Genomic DNA, 17,643 nt, shown 5'->3' with positions numbered 1-17,643 from the left:
AGGATGCGCCGCAGCAACCCACCCAGGCCAGCCCGATCCTCGGCGGTCAGAGGCGGAGCCTCACTGGAAGACGATCGCGGTGGCGATCGCGGCGACGCCCTCGCCGCGACCGGTGAGGCCCAGGCCGTCGGTCGTCGTCGCGGAGACGGCGACCGGGGCGCCGACGGCCGCGGTCAGGGCGGCCTCGGCCTCGGCGCGGCGCGGCCCGAGCCTCGGGCGGTCGCCGATCACCTGGACGGCGACGTTGCCGATCTCGTGGCCGGCGGCGCGGACCCGCGCCGCGGTCTCGGCCAGCAGCGCCGCGCCCGACGCGCCGGCCCACTCCGGGGCGGAGGTGCCGAAGTTCGACCCGAGGTCGCCCAGGCCGGCCGCCGAGAGCAGCGCGTCGCAGGCGGCGTGTGCGGCGACGTCCGCGTCGGAGTGGCCCGCGAGGCCCCGCGGCTCGTCGGGCCAGTGCAGGCCCGCCAGGTGCATCGGTACGCCGTCGGCGTACCGGTGCACGTCGGTGCCGATGCCGATCCGGGGAGTGCCTTCCACACGGCACATCATCCCTGAAGACGTGGTGGGCCAAGATGGGATCGTGAGCAGCCCTCGCGCGTGGTCGGTGGCCGGCCTGGTCGCCGGGTTCGCCGGCGTCGCCGCGAGCTACTGCGGCGCCCAGCTGATGGCCGTCCGCGCCGACCCCGTGGCCGCGGTGGCCGAGCTGGTGGTCCGGCTGACGCCCGGCCCCGTGGCCGAGCGCGCCATCGAGCTGCTCGGCTACCGGGACAAGCCGGCGCTGGTCGTCGGGATCCTGGTGGTGCTGGGCGTGCTGTTCGCGTGGGCCGGCCGGCTGGCGCGGCGGAGCTGGTGGGCGCCGACGATCGTGTTCGCGGTGCTGGTCGCGGTCGGCGGCGTCGCGGTCGTGGCCCAGCGCGGGCAGACCGCGCTGGACGCGCTGCCGCTGGCGCTGGGGTTCGCGACCTGGCTGGTCTGCCTGTCCCTGTTGACCGAGCCGCTGGGACGCCACGAGAAGGCGGTCGCCGCCGAGGAGACCGTCGACGAGGCGCACCCGGCACACCCCGACCACACCCGGCGCACGTTCCTGATCCGGGTGGGCCTGATCGGCGCGGCCGGCGCCACCCTCGGGGTGGTCGGCCGGGTGGTCAGCACCAGTCGCCGCCGGGTCGAGGAGGCCCGCCGGCTCGTGCGGCTGCCGGGCGTCACGCCGCCGAAGGTGCCCAGGGGCGTGCTGGTCGACGTACCGGACGTCGCGCCGTGGATGACCCCGAACGACGCGTTCTACCGGATCGACACCGCATTCACCGTGCCCGCGGTCGAGCCGGCGAACTGGCAGCTGCGCATCCACGGCATGGTCGAGCGCGAGCTCGTGCTGACCTACCAGGACCTGGTCGGCCGCGAGCTCAGCGAAGCCTGGATCACGCTCAACTGCGTCTCGAACGAGGTGGGCGGCGACCTGATCGGCAACGCCTGGTGGAGCGGCGTGCGCGTCGCCGACCTGCTCGCGGCCGCCGGCGTCCGGGCGGGAGCGGACGCCGTGCTCCAGACCTCCGAGGACGGCTGGACCTGCGGCACCCCGCTCACCGCGCTGACCGACGACCGCAACGCGATGCTCGCGGTCGCGATGAACGGCCGCCCGCTGCCGATCGAGCACGGCTTCCCGGTGCGCACGATCGTCCCCGGCCTCTACGGCTACGTCTCCGCGTGCAAGTGGGTCGTCGACCTGAAGGTGACGAGGTTCGCCGACATCGAGGCCTACTGGACCGAGCGCGGCTGGTCCGAGCTCGGCCCGGTGAAGATCGCCTCGCGCATCGACGTCGCCGACGGCACGCAGATCGCCGGCGTCGCCTGGGCGCAGCACACCGGGATCTCGGCGGTCGAGGTCAGCGTCGACGCAGGCGACTGGCGGCCGGCCCGGCTGGCCCGGGTCCCGAACGTCGACACCTGGGTGCAGTGGGCGACGATCGTCGCCCTCGAGCCCGGCGACCACGAGGCGCGGGTGCGCGCCGTCGACAGCACCGGCGTCGTGCAGACCGGCGAGGAACAGGACCCGGTGCCCGACGGTGCGACCGGGTGGCACACGGTGACGTTCACGGTCGACGCCCCGGACGACGAGGGCTGACTCACCAGCTGCCGGGCGACCTCGGCAGCGGGCGCGCGTCGTCGGCGATGATGTAGACCGTGCCGCCGGAGGCGGGGATCCAGGCGTTCTCGAACTCGCCGCGGTCGTAGGTGCGCCGCACGCCGCCGCGCCGTGCGGCGGCCGAGTCGTTGACCACGACGTCGCCGGACTCGGTGAAGCCGACGATCACGATCAGGTGGCCGTTGGTCGACGAGATCGGGGAGCCGGTCAGCTCGCCGGCACCGAACGCGACCGACGCGATCACGGGGATGCCCGCCTTGATGAACCGCTCCGCCTCGCGCAGCGAGCGCAGCCGGGTCACGAACGCCGTGTCGGTCAGCGTGCTGGCGTAGGCGGTGTTGAAGGGCCAGTTGCCGGTGCCGTCGTACTCGTAGTCGTAGGTCTGCCGCGCCGCCTGCTCGACCCAGGGGTCGACCGAGCCCTGCGGGACCCAGCGGTAGGTCCGCGGCCTCGGCAGCGCGTCGTAGTAGCCCAGCACCATCGACGTCGCCGTCGGCGAGCACCAGGCGCGCCCGCCGCCGCCGTACTCCGGGAAGTGGCCGCGGTGGACCATCTGGGAGTAGCGCGGCACGCCCGGCAGCACGATCCCGCGCGCGACGCCCGGCTTCGAGGCCGCCACCCGCCCGACGTCCGGGAGCCGCGACGCCATCGCGCCGACCAGGTCCACACGCGGCGACGCCCGCTGGCCGGCGCGGCGGATCATCGTGACCCGGAGCTGGTAGGACGTGACGCCGTCCGGCGCCACCCAGGTGTCGACGTTGACCGAGCCGAGGTCGTCGGACTGCCCGGAGACCGTCGTACGCCGGACGTACCGGTCGCCCGCGGCCCAGATCGCCAGCGTGTCCCAGGTCGAGGTCGTCGCGCCGGTCCGGCCGCGGACCTCGACGCGCACCCGGCTGTCGCCGGGCGTCCGCGCCGACCACGACGCCACCAGCTCGGTGAGCGCGAAGCCGGGCTCGACCCACGGCGAGGTCCAGGCGCGCCGGGCGACGCCGGCGGGCAGCCCCTCGAGCCCGGCCGGGGACTCCCACCGGGTGAAGGCGATCTGCCGCGCGGGCGTCGCCTCGGCCGGCGCGGCCGCGAAGACCGTGGTGAGCAGGGTCGCGGCGAGGATCGCGGATGTCAGGCGGCGCACCCGCAAACCCTAGACTCGTCGGGTGACCTTCCGGCTGTACGACACCGCGACCCGCGAAGTCCGCGACTTCGTGCCCCTCGAGGAGGGGAGGGCGGGCCTCTACGTCTGCGGCCTCACCGTGCAGTCGGAGCCGCACGTCGGCCACGTCCGCTCGGGCGTGAGCTTCGACGTGCTCCAGCGCTGGCTGCGCCACCTCGGCTACGACGTGACCTTCATCCGCAACGTGACCGACATCGACGACAAGATCCTCGCGAAGTCCGCCGACCAGGGCCTGCGCTGGTACGAGCTGGCCTACCGGATGAGGCGCGAGCTGGACCGGGCCTACGACGCCCTCAACGTCGCGCCGCCGACCTACGAGCCCGCCGCCACCGGCCATGTGCCCGAGATGATCGAGCTGATCGGCGAGCTGATCGCCAAGGATCACGCGTACGCCGCCGAGGACGGCTCGGGCGACGTCTACTTCGACGTCCGCTCCTGGCCGCGGTACGGCGAGCTCACCCACCAGCGCATCGACGACATGGAGGCGGCCGCGGACGCCGATCCGCGCGGGAAGCGCGACCCGCGCGACTTCGCGCTCTGGAAGGGGTGGAAAAAGGAGACGGAGCCGGAGACCGCGGCGTGGCCGAGCCCCTGGGGCCCGGGCCGTCCCGGGTGGCACATCGAGTGCTCGGCGATGGCCGGCAAGTACCTCGGCCCCGCCTTCGACATCCACGGCGGCGGCGTCGACCTGCGCTTCCCGCACCACGAGAACGAGCAGGCCCAGTCGCGCGCGGCCGGCCGGCCGTTCGCGTCGTACTGGATGCACAACGCCTGGATCACCACCGCCGGCGAGAAGATGAGCAAGTCGCTCGGCAACTCGCTGACGATCCCGGCCGTGCTGCAGCGCTACCGCGGCATCGAGCTGCGCTACTACCTCGTCGCCGCGCACTACCGCAGCCACGTCGAGTTCTCCTTCGAGGCGCTGGACGAGGCCGCAGCCGGCCTCCGCCGGATCGAGGGCTTCCTCGAGCGCGCGGGGAGGGTCGAGCGCGGCGAGCTGCCGGAGGCGTTCGTCGACGCGATGAACGACGACCTCGGTACCCCGGCCGCGCTGGCGGTGCTCTTCGACGCCGTGCGCGAGGGCAACACCGCGCTCAAGAGGGGCGACGACCCCGCGCCGTACGCCGCGCAGGTGCTGGCCATGCTCGACGTGCTCGGGCTCGACCCGGACGACCCGGCCTGGGGCGTCTCGTCGCGCGGCGAGGCTAGGGCGATGGGGGCCCTCGGCATGCTCATCAGGGCTCGGATGGACGAGCGACGTGACGCGCGCGAGGCGCGCGACTTCACCCGTGCCGACGCGATACGCGACGAGCTGAAGAACGCCGGGATCAGCGTCCAGGACGGCCCCGATCGCGACTACAAGTGGAGTCTTGACTGATGGCCGGCAACTCACAGCGCAAGGGCGCGATCCGCAAGAGCAGCAAGGGCAACCCGACCGCGGGGTCGGGCGGCCGGGTGCGCCGCGGGCTGGAGGGCAAGGGGCCGACGCCGAAGGCCAAGGACCGCCCGTACCACCGGGCCCACCAGGCCGCGAAGCGCGCCGAGCGGGAGGCCGCGCGCAAGCCCAGGCGGAAGGCGACCGGCGACGCCGAGTGGATCGCCGGGCGCAACTCCGTCGTCGAGTCGCTGCGCGAGGGCGTGCCGGTCAACGCCCTCTACGTCGCCGAGGGCGCGGAGCGCGACGGCCGGCTGCGCGAGGCGTTCCAGCTCGCGGCCGACCGCGGCATCAGGCTGCTGGAGGTCACCAGGAGCGAGATGGACCGGATGACCGGCGGCATCGTCCACCAGGGCCTGGCCGCGCGCGTCCCGGCCTACGAGTACGCCCACGCCGACGACCTGCTCGACGCCGCCGCGGCCAACGCCGAGCAGCCGCTGATCGTCGCGCTCGACCACGTCACCGACCCGCGCAACCTCGGGGCGATCATCCGCAGCGCCGCCGGGTTCGGCGCCCACGGGGTCGTGATCCCCGAGCGCCGGGCCGCCGGCATGACCGCGGCCGCCTGGAAGACCAGCGCCGGCGCCGCCGCCCGCATCCCGGTCGCCCAGACCGTCAACCTGACCCGGCAGCTCAAGGCCTACCAGGACGCCGGCTGCATGGTGGTCGGCCTGGCCGCCGACGGCGACGTCCGCCTGCCCGACCTCGACCTGGCCGGCGGCCCGCTCGTGCTCGTCGTCGGGGCGGAGGGCGACGGCCTGAGCCGGCTGGTCGGCGAGACCTGCGACCAGCTCGTCTCGATCCCCATGGCGAACCGGCTCGAGTCGCTGAACGCCGGCGTCGCGGCCTCGGTCGCCCTCTACGCGATCGCCGAGGCGCGCACGCGCCGTTGACCGTGCGAGTGACGCGGCGGCGTACGGCGCAGGTCCTGGCCCTGGCCGGGACCTGGCTGGCCTGCGCGCTCGTGGCGGGGCTGCTGCTGTTCCTCACCGGCAGCCGGACCATCGTGCTGGCCAGCCACGAGGCCGAGGTGCGGCCCGACCTCAGCGGCTGGGCGGTGCTGCGCACCGGGCCGGTGCTGCCCGACGTGCGCGTCGACACCGGCAGCGCCGTCGGCGTCGAGATCCAGCTCGGCAAGACCGAGGTCGGCTCGACCGCCGAGCTCGCGCAGCGCTACGCCGTGCTCGCCAGCCAGCCCGAGAGCCAGGTCAACCTGGTCGCCGAGGCGGTGCGGGGCATGCTCGTGGATGCCGCGCTCCGCGGCGCGGTGATCGGCCTGGTGCCGGTCGGGATCTGGCTGCTGGTCGGCGCCCGGCGGCGCCGCGAGCTGCGCGGCCGGGTGCGGCTGCCGCAGGCACTGCTCGCGGTCGTGCTCGTCACCGCTCTCGGGATCGCGCTCTGGCAGCCGTGGCGGAGCGGGCCTCTGGGCGACGACGAGGGCGAGTGGGTCTCGCTCGGCGAGTTCCTCGGGCCCGGCGTGCCCCTGCCCGACGAGCTCGACGTGGTCCAGGTCAGCGGCGACGTCACCACCAGCCAGACCCGGCGCCTGGTCGAGAGCGCGGTCGACACCTACGACACCAGCAAGGCGTTCTACGCCGACGCGGCCGAGCGGGCCGCCGACCTCCCGCTGCGGACCCCGGAGGAGGGCGAGACCGTGGTGGTCCTCGTGTCCGACCGGCACGACAACATCGGGATGGACCCGGTCGCCCGGGCGATCGGCGACGCCGCCGGCGCGACCGCCGTGTTCGACGGCGGCGACGACACCTCGACGGGCAACACGTGGGAGGCGTTCTCGCTCGACTCGGTCACCGCGGCGTTCGACGGACTCGACCGCTGGGCGGTCGCGGGCAACCACGACAACGGCCCGTTCGTGCGCGACTACCTCGCCGGTCGCGGCTGGACCATGCTCGACGGGGAGGTCGTCGACGGGCCCGGCGGCACCACCCTGCTCGGCGTCGACGACCCGCGGTCCAGCGGCCTCGGCAACTGGCGCGACGAGACCGGCCTGAGCTTCGCCGAGGTCGAGGGCCGGCTGGCCGACGCCGCGTGCGCGGCCGAGCCGCGGCTCACCACGATGCTGGTCCACGACCCGAACCTCGGCCGCACCGCGCTCGAGCGTGGCTGCGTGGACCTCGTGCTCGGCGGTCACAACCACGTGCGCTCCGCCCCGCGGCGGGTCGTCGGGCCCGACGGCGAGATCGGGTACCGGTACACGACCGGGACGGCCGGCGGCGCGGCGTACGCGATCGCGCTCGGCAGCAAGCCACGCCGCCCCGCCGACATCAGCCTGGTGACCTACGCCGACGGGAGGCCGGCCGGCATCCAGTGGGTCACCCTCCAGACCGACGGCACCTTCGAGACCGGCCCCTGGGTCGAGCTCGCCTTCGCGACGGACTGAGCAACCACTACCCACGACGGGGGAGCGGCCCGACTGCGACCCTCGACGCGTGGCGCGTGGTGAGCAACAAAGCGCGCGAAGCGCGCTCACTCCGGCGGAGCCGCCTCCTGAGTTGCCAGGACTCTCGGCTTCGCGAGCATCAGCGACGTCCGCCCACCGAATCTGTCTAGGCCGATCGACTGATCTCCCACCACCGCTTGACGGAACGGGTGGCTGACCCTCAGCCTTCCACCAAAACTGGAGATCTCGGGCATTGTTCACGTCTTGAACAGGAGCAGTCAGCTGTACCGACAACAGACCCATCTCCGTCGACCGATCCAGCGACAGAGAGGTGTCAATCGTGAACCATCGCAGACTCGACAAGCGTTCGGGCGCCATCCTGATGGCAATCTGCGCCACCGTAACGGTGATCGCATTCTCGTCCGCACAGGCTCAAGGTGCCGGCTCAACCGCGATGGCGCCACCATCGAACGTGGTTGTCTCCCCGCTCACCCCACCGGATCCGGCCGATGCCATTCCGGAGGAGTTGGTCGCAGAAGCGGCCCGCGTTGCAGGCCTGGCCGACTTCAATCCCTCCGACTACTCGGGATCGTGGTACGACCCCGAGACGGAAACCATCATGCTTGGCGCAACGGCTGAGGCGATGCAGCAATGGGCCGGCACAGCTCGCAGACTGGCCGCCGACGAGGACATTCAGATCGTCGAGGCGGAGTACAGCTCCACGGAAGGCCAGGAAGTTCTGGATCGCTTTTTCGCGGAGTCGCCGCTGATCGAGAAGGCTGTCATGTGGGGCCTGGCTCCCGACGGGAACACCTTTGAGATCGCGATCATCGGGGAACCTACCGACGCCGATCTCGTAGAGCTTGCGAAGCTTCCCGGCGAGGTCCGCGTTCAGACCGGACTCACGGAGATGATCACGACCGTCGACGCCCTCGAGGACACGGCTCCGCTCGCCGGTGGCGCTCGCTATGGCACTGGCTACTGGTCCGGACCCACAGGAACCGTGATTGGAGGTCGATGCACAGGAGGGTTCCCGTACACGGAGGGTGGAACGAACTTCATCCTGACCGCGGGACACTGCTACAAGCGGACCACCATCTACGATCGCATGTACCGACTGGTTGGCCCGAACTCGAACTACACGCCCTCCACCCAATTCGGCACCTTCAACGGCCGCAGCACCCTGGGAAGCGGCGCCACCGGGACGGTAAAAACCAACGGCGGAGACCACGGGGACCTTGCTCTCGTCAACACCAGCTCGACCGGTACAGGGATCGGGGACATGATCTGGGCAACGTACTCAGACAGGCGCTACGTCAACTCGCGACAAGCCCCCGCGATGAACGACAACGTCTGCCGTTTCGGTACTACCTCCGGCGCGCTGTGCGGACTCAACATCGGCACCCTCAACACGACCGTCAATTCAGACAGCGGCCCGTTCAAGCAGGTCGACATTGCCTATCTGCAGGGCCAGTCGGTTTGCGTGTCGGGCGGAGACTCGGGTGGACCAGTGTTCCGCAAGGACGGGGCCAACGGGGCTGTCGCGATCGGGGTCATCTCCGGGACTGCCCCCGTCCCGAGCTACGGCTGCATGCTCGTCTTCACCGGCGTGGAGGAGGCAATCCAGGCCTGGGGCGGAGGCCCGAAGCTACGCTAACCGCATCTAGCGGGGCCTCGCGAACTTTCAATGAGGGAGTGCGAGGCCTCGCCGTGTGGGAGCTACCAGTCCTCGTCGTCGGCTGAGCTACGCACGGACGAGACGATGGTCTCCGCCGTCTCCCGATCGGGTGCGACGACGGTGAGCATCCATCCGTTCGGGGCCTCAACTCGCGTGACCCATGCCCCAGCCGGGAAGTCGGGCTGGTTGTCCCCAGGCGCCGGCTCATATTTCACCACTGCACTCGAGATGCTCGAGATCTCAGTCACCTCGGAGTCCGCCGGCGCCAGAGTCGCGCCGTACCAATAGACCGGCGAGGCGCACGCTACTTGTGTCTGGGCCATCTCGCCGGCGATGAACACCAGCGGCGGTGGCGAGGCCACACCTCTGATACACCACTGGGACTGATCGCCGACCACCCACTCGGGTGGTACGAAGAAGGTCACACCCGCGCCTGCCTCGGCACGCCAGTCACCGGGTACCTTCGGGTCGGCAGCGGCGACAGGCACAGACTCACCTTCGCCGATGCGATCGGCAATGGCTACCGCCGCGATCGGGCCCGCTACCGCCACGATGGAGAATCCCGCAACTATCGCCGATCGGGTTCGTCGCATTCGACGGCGTCCGGCCTGCTCGTAGGAGGATGCGGGCGGCATCGAGGGCTCCCCGTCGAATGCCCGCTCCAACTGATCCCGAAAGACGTCGGTTCGCATCTCAGCGCCCGTCATCTCCGATCCCCCTTCACTTCATGTTCTGCGTGGGTCAACAGCTGATTGAGCCGAGCCAACGCTCGAGACGTCTGACTTTTCACGGTTCCCTGCGGGATTCCGAGAGTCTCTGCGGTCTCCTCGACCGAGAGATCCATCCAGTGACGCAGCACCACCACCTGCCGCTGCCTCGGCGGCAACGCCTGAAGTGCAGCGACGATGTCGTGAGGAGACTCGAACTTGGTCGGCGCACGGTCGTCATCGCCATCGAGGTCCATCGACACTTCCCGACGCCAAGGTCGCCGACTCTCGTCGACCGCGACCCGCGCCACGATCTTTCGGGTGTAGGCGTCCTCGCGGCCCGAGCGATGAACCCGTGGCCATGCTTGGTAGAGCTTGGACAGAGCGATCTGCACAACGTCCTCAGCCTGATGCCAGTCCCCGCACATCGAGTACGCAAAGCGACGGAGTTGCGCGCGTCGCGCCTCCGCGAACTCGACGAAGTCTTCTCGGCGATCTGCCACCGCTCCTCCTGAATATGCCAGCACCCTCAATACGTAGGTACGACGGCGCCAGGTTCCATCGGTATCAGAATTCCGCGAGCGGCCCGGCACGTCGTCGCTGAGTACAGCCCGGGTCGACGCGCTGATTGGTCCGCCAGCGACACGGCCGAGCACGGTGACTGCTGGGACGGTGTCGGCGCGATCATCGCCGTCTTCGTCGCCGGCGTCGCCCCGCCGAGACTCGGACTCGTCGCCGCGGTCGGATCGCTGGGCGCGCTCGCGCGCAGTTACTCCTGACCGGTGCGCACGGCGTGGCCTGCGTCACCTCTCGCCTCCCGGGTCGTTGAACAGAACTGATACGTGTTCTAGATCCGTGGAGGGGCCGTGCTCCGCTTCCGTCGTGCCGTGCCGGCGCCCCTGTGTGTCCTGATGGGCGTCCTGATGGTCCTGACCCTCGCCGCCTGCGGCTCCCGGCTCGACCCCGAGACCGTGGCCCAGGCCAACGGCGGGACCGTCGGGGCGAACGGCGAGGTGGTCGCCGGCGACGGCAGCAGTACGGCGCCGGACGGCTCGCTCCCCGACGCCGGCACGGGCGCCGGCGCCGGCGCCGGCGGCGCGACCGGCGGCAGCACCGGGGGCGGCTCGACCACCACCGGTGGCGGCGACAGCGGCACCGAGGGCACCGGCGACAACGCCGCGACCGGCGGCCAGAAGGCCGGGTCGTGCGCCGGCTTCAAGAACCAGACCGGCATCACCGACCAGACCATCGCGATCGGCAACGCCTCCGACATCTCCGGCCCGGTCCCCGGGCTGTTCGAGGCCAGCCGGGACGCGGTCCGCGCCTACGTCGCCTACTTCAACGCCACCAGCGACATCTGCGGCCGCAAGCTCGAGCTCAAGGCCTACGACAGCCGCACCGACGCCGCCGCCGACCAGCAGGCCTACACCAAGGGCTGCGAGGAGACCTTCGCGATGGTCGGGTCGATGTCGGCGTTCGACTCCGGCGGCGCGAGCACCGCCGAGAAGTGCGGGCTTCCCGACCTCCGCTCCGCGTCGGTGACCTTCGACCGCCAGGCCTGCAGCACCTGCTACGGCGCGCAGTCGACGGTGGCGACCGAGTTCCAGAACGCCGTACCCGACTATGTGAAGAAGAACTACCCCCAGGCCGCCGCCAGTGCCGCGATGCTCTACATCAACGCGGGCGCCGCCGCCGAGAACGCCAAGACGCAGGCCGCCGCGATGGAGAACCGCGGCATGAGCTTCGACTACGTCCAGGGCATCGACATCTCGGAGTTCAACTACTCGCCCTACGTGCAGCAGATGAAGGACAAGGGCATCGAGTACGTCCAGATGATCGGCGCCACCGCGCAGTTCGTCCGGCTGGCGCAGGCCATGCAGCAGCAGGGCTTCAAGCCGCAGGTGTTCATGCTCGACCCGACGGCGTACAACCGCGACTTCGTGCAGAGCGGCGGCGACGCGGTCGAGGGCACCACGGTCTTCGTGAACTTCACGCCGTTCGAGGAGGCCTCGGGCAACAAGGAGCTCCAGCTCTACGTCAGCTGGCTCCAGCAGGTGAGGCCGGGCGCGGAGCCCAGCTTCTTCGGGCTGTTCTCGTGGTCGGCCGCGCGGCTGTTCGTCGAGCGCGCGACCGCGCTCGGCGGCCGGCTCAGCCGGCAGACCCTGCTCGCCGACGTCGCGAAGGTCGACAACTGGACGGCCAACGGCATGCACTCCCCGCAGCACGTCGGCCCGCGCCGCACCGGCGAGTGCTGGCGGTTCATCCGGCTCAAGGCCGGCAAGTGGGTCCCGGTCGGCGGCACCAAGTACACCTGCAGCGGCACCACCAGGAGCTGAGGTGTCCGTACCAGCCCGTGACCTGCGTCACCTCGCCTCCACCCGGTCGTTGACCGGGTGGACGGAGGGACGAGCCGATGCGTAGACCGCTCACGACGCTGGCGACCGCGGTGCTGTGCCTGCAGAACGGCGCCTAGACGATGTCGACGATCCTCTCCTTCACCATCCTCGGCCTCTTCACCGGCGCCGCCTACGCGATCGCCGCCAGCGGCCTGGTGCTGACCTACACGACCACCCGGGTCTTCAACATCGCCCACGGCGCCTTCGGCATGGTCCTGGCCTTCACGTTCTGGGACCTCAGCCAGCGGCAGGGCATGCCGCTGTGGCTGTCGCTTCCCCTCGTGCTGTTCGTGATCGCGCCCGGCATCGGCTGGTTCGTGCAGCGGTTCGTCACCCGCGGCCTCGGCGAGGGGCCGGTGTCGGTGTCGCTGGTCGTCACCGTCGGCCTGTTCGTCGGGCTGATCGGCGTCGCGCAGTACGTCTGGCCGCCCGAGCCGCGCACCCTCCCGCCGTTCCTCCCCGACCGGGGCGTCGAGGTCGGCGGCACCTACGTCACCGCCCACCAGATCATCACGATCGTGCTGTCCGCGGTGGTCGCCGCGATGCTCTACCTGCTGCTCAACCGCACCCGCATCGGCACGGCGATGCGCGCCTCGGTCGACAACCCGGCGCTCCTCCGGCTCTTCGGCGGCAAGCCCGACCGGGTCGCGTCGCTGTCGTGGGCGATCGGCATCTCGCTGGCCGCGCTCGCCGGCATCCTGCTCACGCCGGTCATCGGCCTGTCCTACTTCGACCTGACGCTGCTGGTCATCAACGCCTACGCCGCCGCGATGCTCGGCCGGCTCAAGAGCCTGCCGCTGACCTTCGTCGGCGCGATGGGGCTCGGCGTGCTCCAGTCGTTCGCGGTCGCCTACCTGCCCTCGGAGGGCAACCTGGCCGGCCTGCGCGCGGTCGTGCCCGCGCTGTTCCTCTTCGTCGTGATCGTCTTGATGCCCCAGGCCCAGCTGCGGATCGGCCAGGTCAAGGGCATCGTCTCGGCGCCGCTGCCCTCGCTCAGCAAGTCACTCGGCTGGGGCGCCGCGCTGCTGATGCTCGTCGCCGTGCTGACGGTCGCCCTGTCCGACGCCAACCTCCTGCTGGCGGGCACCGCGGCGACGTACGCGATGGTGATGCTCTCGCTGGTGCTGCTGACGGGGTACGGCGGCCACGTCTCGCTCGCGCAGTTCACCTTCGCGGGCGTCGGCGCGCTCGCCTACGCCAAGCTCGATGAGCCCAACCTCTACGGGCTGCTGCTCTCGGCGCTCATCGCGGCGCTGGTCGGCGCGGTCGTCGCGCTGCCGGTGCTGCGGCTGACCGGGCTCTACCTCGCGCTGTCGACGCTGGCCTTCGGCGTGCTCATGGACAAGCTGGTCTTCCAGGCCGACTTCGCGTTCGGCTACAACGGCACCCTCGCCGCCGACCGGCTCTCGATCCTCGGCCGGTCCTTCGAGTCCACCGGCGGCTACGTGCTGGTGATGGCGGTGTTCTTCGTGCTCATGGGGATCGGGCTGCTGCTGCTCCGCCGGGGCGTGCTCGGCCGGATGCTCATCGCGATGCGCGACAGCCCGGCCGCGTGCGGCACGCTCGGCCTGGACATGCGGTGGTTCCGGGTCGCGCTCTTCGGGCTGTCCGCGGGCATGGCCGGCCTCGCCGGCGGCCTGTTCGCCGGGCTGCGCGGCACCATCGGCGCGGCCGACTTCCAGCTGTTCAACAGCCTGCCGCTGCTGCTGCTCGCGGTCGTCTGCGGCGTCACCTCGGTGACCGGCGCGGCGATGGGCGGCGTCGGCCTGATGCTGCTGCCGGTGCTGCAGAGCAGCCGGCCGGAGCTGGCCGGGCTGGTGTTCGTGGTCCTCGGCTTCGGCGCGGTCGCGCTCGGCCGCGACCCGAACGGCCTGGCCAACCAGCTCTTCCGCGTCGGCCGCCGGCTCGACGGCAGGCTCGGCGACCGGGTGCGCTCGGCGGTCCCGGTGCTGCCGCTGCCGCGCGACCGGGTCGACGAGGACGAGGAGTCGAACGTCCCGCTGGCGGAGGTCCTGACGGCTCCCATCGGCGAGGAGGGGGGCGCACATGTCGCTGCTCGAGGTTGACGATGTCGTCGTCCGGTTCGGCGGGGTGACCGCGGTCGACCACGCCGGCTTCGTCGCCGAGGACGGTCGGATCACCGGCCTGATCGGCCCCAACGGCGCCGGCAAGACCACCTGCTTCAACGTGATCAGCGGGCTCCAGCGGCCCGACCACGGCACGGTCCGCTTCGCCGGCCGCGCCATCACCCGGCTGCCGGTGCACCGCCGCTCGCGGCGCGGCATCGGCCGCACGTTCCAGCGGCTGGAGGCGTTCGGGTCGCTGACCGTGCGCGACAACGTCCGGGTCGCGCGCGACATCCACCGCGGCCTCGGCGGCCTGCTCCGCCCGGCCGCCGGCGACGTGGACGGCCTGCTCGAGCAGGTCGGCATCGCGGCGTACGCCGACGAGCGCGCCGACTCCATCCCGACCGGCACCGCGCGGCTGCTCGAGCTGGCCCGCTGCCTGGCGGCGCATCCCAAGCTGCTGCTGCTCGACGAGCCCTCCTCGGGCCTCGACGAGGCCGAGACCGACGCGTTCGGCGAGCTGCTCGCGCAGCTGGCCGCCGAGGGCAGGGCGATCCTCATGGTCGAGCACGACATGGACCTGGTGATGTCGGTCTGCGACGACATCCACGTCCTCGACTTCGGCCGCGTGATCGCCTCCGGGCCGCCGGCCGAGGTCCGGGCGAACCCGGACGTGCAGCGGGCCTACCTCGGCTACTCCGACGCCGACGACACCCAGGTGATGGAGGCAGTGCGATGAGCGTCCCGATCCTCGAGGTGGTCGACCTGCACGCGGCCTACGGCCGGATCGAGGTCCTGCGCGGCGTCGACCTGCGGGTGCCCAAGGGCGCGGTGATGGCGCTGCTCGGACCCAACGGCGCCGGCAAGAGCACGCTGGTGAAGGTCATCGGCGGCCAGAAGCGGCCGACCTCGGGCGACATCCACCTCGGCGGCGTACACGTGCAGGGCGCCGCGCCGGAGGAGCTCGCGCGGCTCGGGCTGTGCACGATCCCCGAGGGCCGGTCGGTGTTCCCGAACCTCACCGTCGAGGAGAACCTCACGCTGATGTCGTACGCCGGCGTCGGGATCGACGCGGTCCTCGAGACGGCCTACGGCTACTTCCCGCGGCTGCACCAGCGCCGCCACCAGCTCGCCGGCACCATGTCCGGCGGCGAGCAGCAGATGCTCGCGATGTCGCGGGCGCTCGCCTCCGACCCGGCGCTGCTGCTGCTCGACGAGCTGTCGATGGGCCTCGCGCCGCTGATCGTCGACGAGCTCTACGACACCGTCGCGCAGATCGCGGCCAGCGGCGTGTCGATCCTCTGCATCGAGCAGTTCGCCCGGACGGCGCTGCGGGTGTCGGACTACGCCGCGGTGATGACCGGTGGCCGGGTCGTCGCGACCGGCGAGCCTGCGGAGGTGCTCAAGACGATGGACGACGTGATCCTCGGAGGCGCGGCATGAAGCGGATCCTGCTCCCACTCTCGGCGGCAGCGCTCGCCGGCACGGTTCTTCCCTTGTCGGCGAGCGCCCCGCCGGCCAGCGGCGCTCCCGAGCCGGGCTTCGGCGGCTACAGCGCCGTGGCCACGGCCGCGCCGGTGAAGATCGAGCTCTACGAGCCGACCATCCCGATCCCGGCCACGCCCCAGTTCGAGGTCGAGATGGGCTACACCACGGTCGAGGCCGACTCCGGCAGCTCGCTCGGTCGCGCCAGCTGGCTCTGGCCGGGCGACCCGGTCGGCGAGGGCATGAAGACCTTCGTCGAGCAGCTCGGCCTGCCGCCGCAGCTCGGCGAGGACGGCTACCCGGTCCAGGTGAACTCCGGCCAGCCCTCGGGCGAGCCGGCGCAGGCCGACGAGCCGTTCCCCGGCATGGTGATGCGCACCAGCGCGACCGCGGACAAGACGGTCGCGCAGGCCGGGTTCTCGCCCGACGGCCAGGTGCAGGACGGCACTGCCAAGGACGGTGGGGACGAAGGTACGCCCGGCGTCCCCACCCTCCCCGGCGTGCCCGGTCTGCCCGAGTTGCCGGGTTTGCCCGGTGCCGACCTGCTCAGCTCCTTCGGCGACGCCATCACCGGCGGACTGAGCACCGCCGCCGAGCAGCCCGAGGAGCCGGCGCCCGGCGGCGCGCCGGGCATCCCGCCCGAGGTCGCCGCGCTCGTCGACTTCGAGGGCTACACGTCCTCGAGCCAGAGTGCCGTGGTCAAGGACGGCCGGGTCGTGACGACCGCGCGCTCGGCGCTCGGTGACGTCACCCTGCTCGGCGGCCTGATCACGATGGAAGGGATCGTCTCCACGAGCACCAGCAGCAGCGACGGTGCGAAGGGCACCGCCTCCGGCCGCGCCGTCCTCGGCGGCCTGACCATCGCCGGCCAGGAGTTCTCCGCCGGACCGGGCGGCTTCACGGCCGCCGGTCAGGAAGCCGGGCTCCCGGCCTTCCCCGACCAGCTCACGCAGGCCCTCGACCGGCTCGGCATCAAGCTGCTGCTGCCGAAGCCCGACCGCACCGTCAAGGGCGACCAGGCGACCAACCAGGTCGCCGGGCTCATCCTCGACATCGACGTCAAGGCGCTGCGCAAGCAGCTCGACGCGCTCCCGCTCGACGACCTGATCGGCGCGCTGCCGGACAACCCGCCCGAGCTGAAGAGCACGCTGCAGGCGCTCGCCGGCCTGGCCCCGCGCGTGGTGGTCACGCTGGGCGTCGCCGACACCGAGGTCGACACGGTCAAGGGGCTGACCATCCCCACCGACGTACCGGACAACAACCAGACCGGGCCCGGCGGCACCGGCGGTGGCGCCGGCACCGGCGGCGCCCCGGCCGGCGGCGCTCCGTCGTCCTCCGCACCGGGTGCGGCCGCCGGCGACGCCCCCGAGGCGACCGGCGACCTGCCGCCCGCCCAGTTGACCGGCTCCGGCCTGCCCCCGCTGTACTCGCTCCCGGGCGCCCTGCTCGTCGGCGGCATCGCGCTGGCCGCGCTCGGCGGCACCTGGCTCCGCCGGATCGGCGTGATCGCCCTCGGCGGCGCCGGCTCCTGCTCGCACGGCCTCGACAGCGGCCTGCCCGACCTGCGAAAGGCATCCTGATGACTGCCATCACCCCGGACACCACGACCGATCGCCTCTCGATCGGGCTGCCCCGGGCCGGCGGCCGGGCCTCCGGCGCCGCGCCGCTGAAGGACAACCACTACCAGCTCCTCCAGCTGGTGCTGTTCTGGGCGGGCGCGATCCTGCTCCCGCTCGGCCTCGTGGTGATCGTGCTCGGCTGGTACGGCGCCGCGAACACCCCCTACCAGTACGACCAGCTCTCCTTCCTGGTCTCCGGCGGCCTGCTCGGCCTCGGCCTGACGTTCACCGGGGGCTTCCTCTACTTCGGCGCCTGGCTGGCCCGCCTGGCCGCCGACGCGAAGGAGTCGCAGCGCCGGCTCGCCGACACCCTCCTCGTGCTCGCCGACGTCACCTCCCGCTCGGCCAGCATCCGCGACGACGGCGTCGACGTCTCGGCCCTCCCGGTCACCGCCGGCGACGGCAGCACCATCCACCGCCGCGACTGCCCGCTGGTCGCCCACCGCGACGACCTGCGCCCCGTCGGCGAGGACAACGGCCACCTCACCGCCTGCCGCGTCTGCCGCCCGTAGTTCCCGCCGAGTCGGCGCAGTCTCAGCCTG

The 17,643-nt window shown here is 71.9% G+C and carries 15 protein-coding genes; 11 read left to right on the top strand and 4 right to left on the bottom strand.

Features of this window, described 5'->3' with window-relative positions; genetic code table 11:
• Window positions 1-60: 60 nt before the first annotated feature.
• Window positions 61-537, bottom strand: coding sequence for a 2-C-methyl-D-erythritol 2,4-cyclodiphosphate synthase (gene ispF, locus ACYVKX_RS18020; RefSeq protein WP_460835053.1), 477 nt, complete (start codon window positions 535-537; stop codon window positions 61-63).
• A 43-nt stretch (window positions 538-580) separates the two neighbouring features.
• Here ispF and ACYVKX_RS18015 point away from each other — a divergent pair, with 43 nt between their 5' ends.
• Window positions 581-2,122: a molybdopterin-dependent oxidoreductase gene (locus ACYVKX_RS18015; RefSeq protein ID WP_460835052.1), complete on the top strand. Its 1,542-nt coding sequence runs from the start codon at window positions 581-583 to the stop codon at window positions 2,120-2,122.
• 1 nt (window position 2,123) lies between these two features.
• Here ACYVKX_RS18015 and ACYVKX_RS18010 read toward each other — a convergent pair whose 3' ends face one another.
• Window positions 2,124-3,278: a peptidase C39 family protein gene (locus ACYVKX_RS18010; RefSeq protein WP_460835051.1), complete on the bottom strand. Its 1,155-nt coding sequence runs from the start codon at window positions 3,276-3,278 to the stop codon at window positions 2,124-2,126.
• Window positions 3,279-3,300: 22 nt separating this feature from the next.
• Here ACYVKX_RS18010 and cysS point away from each other — a divergent pair, with 22 nt between their 5' ends.
• From cysS to ACYVKX_RS17990, 4 genes are all read left to right on the top strand, one after another.
• Window positions 3,301-4,695 (top strand): cysteine--tRNA ligase, encoded by a 1,395-nt coding sequence (gene cysS, locus ACYVKX_RS18005; protein ID WP_460835049.1) that lies wholly within the window; start codon window positions 3,301-3,303, stop codon window positions 4,693-4,695.
• Window positions 4,695-5,645 (top strand): 23S rRNA (guanosine(2251)-2'-O)-methyltransferase RlmB, encoded by a 951-nt coding sequence (rlmB, locus tag ACYVKX_RS18000; RefSeq protein ID WP_460835048.1) that lies wholly within the window; start codon window positions 4,695-4,697, stop codon window positions 5,643-5,645. The genes cysS and rlmB overlap by 1 nt, the downstream gene beginning before the upstream one ends.
• A gap of 2 nt (window positions 5,646-5,647) precedes the next feature.
• Window positions 5,648-7,150: a metallophosphoesterase gene (locus ACYVKX_RS17995; protein ID WP_460835055.1), complete on the top strand. Its 1,503-nt coding sequence runs from the start codon at window positions 5,648-5,650 to the stop codon at window positions 7,148-7,150.
• Window positions 7,151-7,490: 340 nt separating this feature from the next.
• A complete protein-coding gene (locus ACYVKX_RS17990) occupies window positions 7,491-8,807 on the top strand; it encodes a S1 family peptidase (RefSeq protein ID WP_460835047.1) in 1,317 nt (438 codons plus the stop codon).
• Window positions 8,808-8,869: 62 nt separating this feature from the next.
• On the opposite strand, the gene ACYVKX_RS17985 is transcribed toward ACYVKX_RS17990, so the two are convergent.
• Window positions 8,870-9,535 carry a hypothetical protein gene (locus ACYVKX_RS17985; RefSeq protein WP_460835046.1) on the bottom strand — a complete coding sequence of 222 codons (666 nt, stop codon included), beginning with the start codon at window positions 9,533-9,535 and terminating at the stop codon, window positions 8,870-8,872.
• On the bottom strand, window positions 9,532-10,038 hold the full coding sequence (locus tag ACYVKX_RS17980) for a SigE family RNA polymerase sigma factor (protein WP_460835045.1): 507 nt from the start codon (window positions 10,036-10,038) through the stop codon (window positions 9,532-9,534). Before ACYVKX_RS17980 ends, ACYVKX_RS17985 begins: the two co-directional genes overlap by 4 nt.
• A gap of 384 nt (window positions 10,039-10,422) precedes the next feature.
• Between ACYVKX_RS17980 and ACYVKX_RS17975 the strand changes: the two genes are divergently transcribed.
• From ACYVKX_RS17975 to ACYVKX_RS17950, 6 genes are all read left to right on the top strand, one after another.
• Window positions 10,423-11,871 (top strand): ABC transporter substrate-binding protein, encoded by a 1,449-nt coding sequence (locus ACYVKX_RS17975; protein WP_460835044.1) that lies wholly within the window; start codon window positions 10,423-10,425, stop codon window positions 11,869-11,871.
• 140 nt (window positions 11,872-12,011) lie between these two features.
• Complete coding sequence (locus ACYVKX_RS17970; RefSeq protein ID WP_460835043.1) at window positions 12,012-13,997, top strand: branched-chain amino acid ABC transporter permease; 1,986 nt, start codon at window positions 12,012-12,014, stop codon at window positions 13,995-13,997.
• Entirely contained in the window at window positions 13,978-14,736 is a 759-nt protein-coding gene (locus tag ACYVKX_RS17965) for an ABC transporter ATP-binding protein (protein WP_460835042.1), read from the top strand. The genes ACYVKX_RS17970 and ACYVKX_RS17965 overlap by 20 nt, the downstream gene beginning before the upstream one ends.
• A complete protein-coding gene (locus ACYVKX_RS17960; protein WP_460835041.1) occupies window positions 14,733-15,440 on the top strand; it encodes an ABC transporter ATP-binding protein in 708 nt (235 codons plus the stop codon). The genes ACYVKX_RS17965 and ACYVKX_RS17960 overlap by 4 nt, the downstream gene beginning before the upstream one ends.
• Window positions 15,437-17,062, top strand: a complete 1,626-nt coding sequence (locus tag ACYVKX_RS17955; RefSeq protein WP_460835040.1) for a choice-of-anchor P family protein — start codon at window positions 15,437-15,439, stop codon at window positions 17,060-17,062. Before ACYVKX_RS17960 ends, ACYVKX_RS17955 begins: the two co-directional genes overlap by 4 nt.
• Entirely contained in the window at window positions 17,062-17,613 is a 552-nt protein-coding gene (locus ACYVKX_RS17950; RefSeq protein WP_460835039.1) for a hypothetical protein, read from the top strand. Before ACYVKX_RS17955 ends, ACYVKX_RS17950 begins: the two co-directional genes overlap by 1 nt.
• Window positions 17,614-17,643 lie beyond the last annotated feature (30 nt).

It is taken from the genome of Nocardioides hungaricus (assembly GCF_054782915.1).
This window is presented reverse-complemented; position numbering and strand designations above follow the sequence as displayed.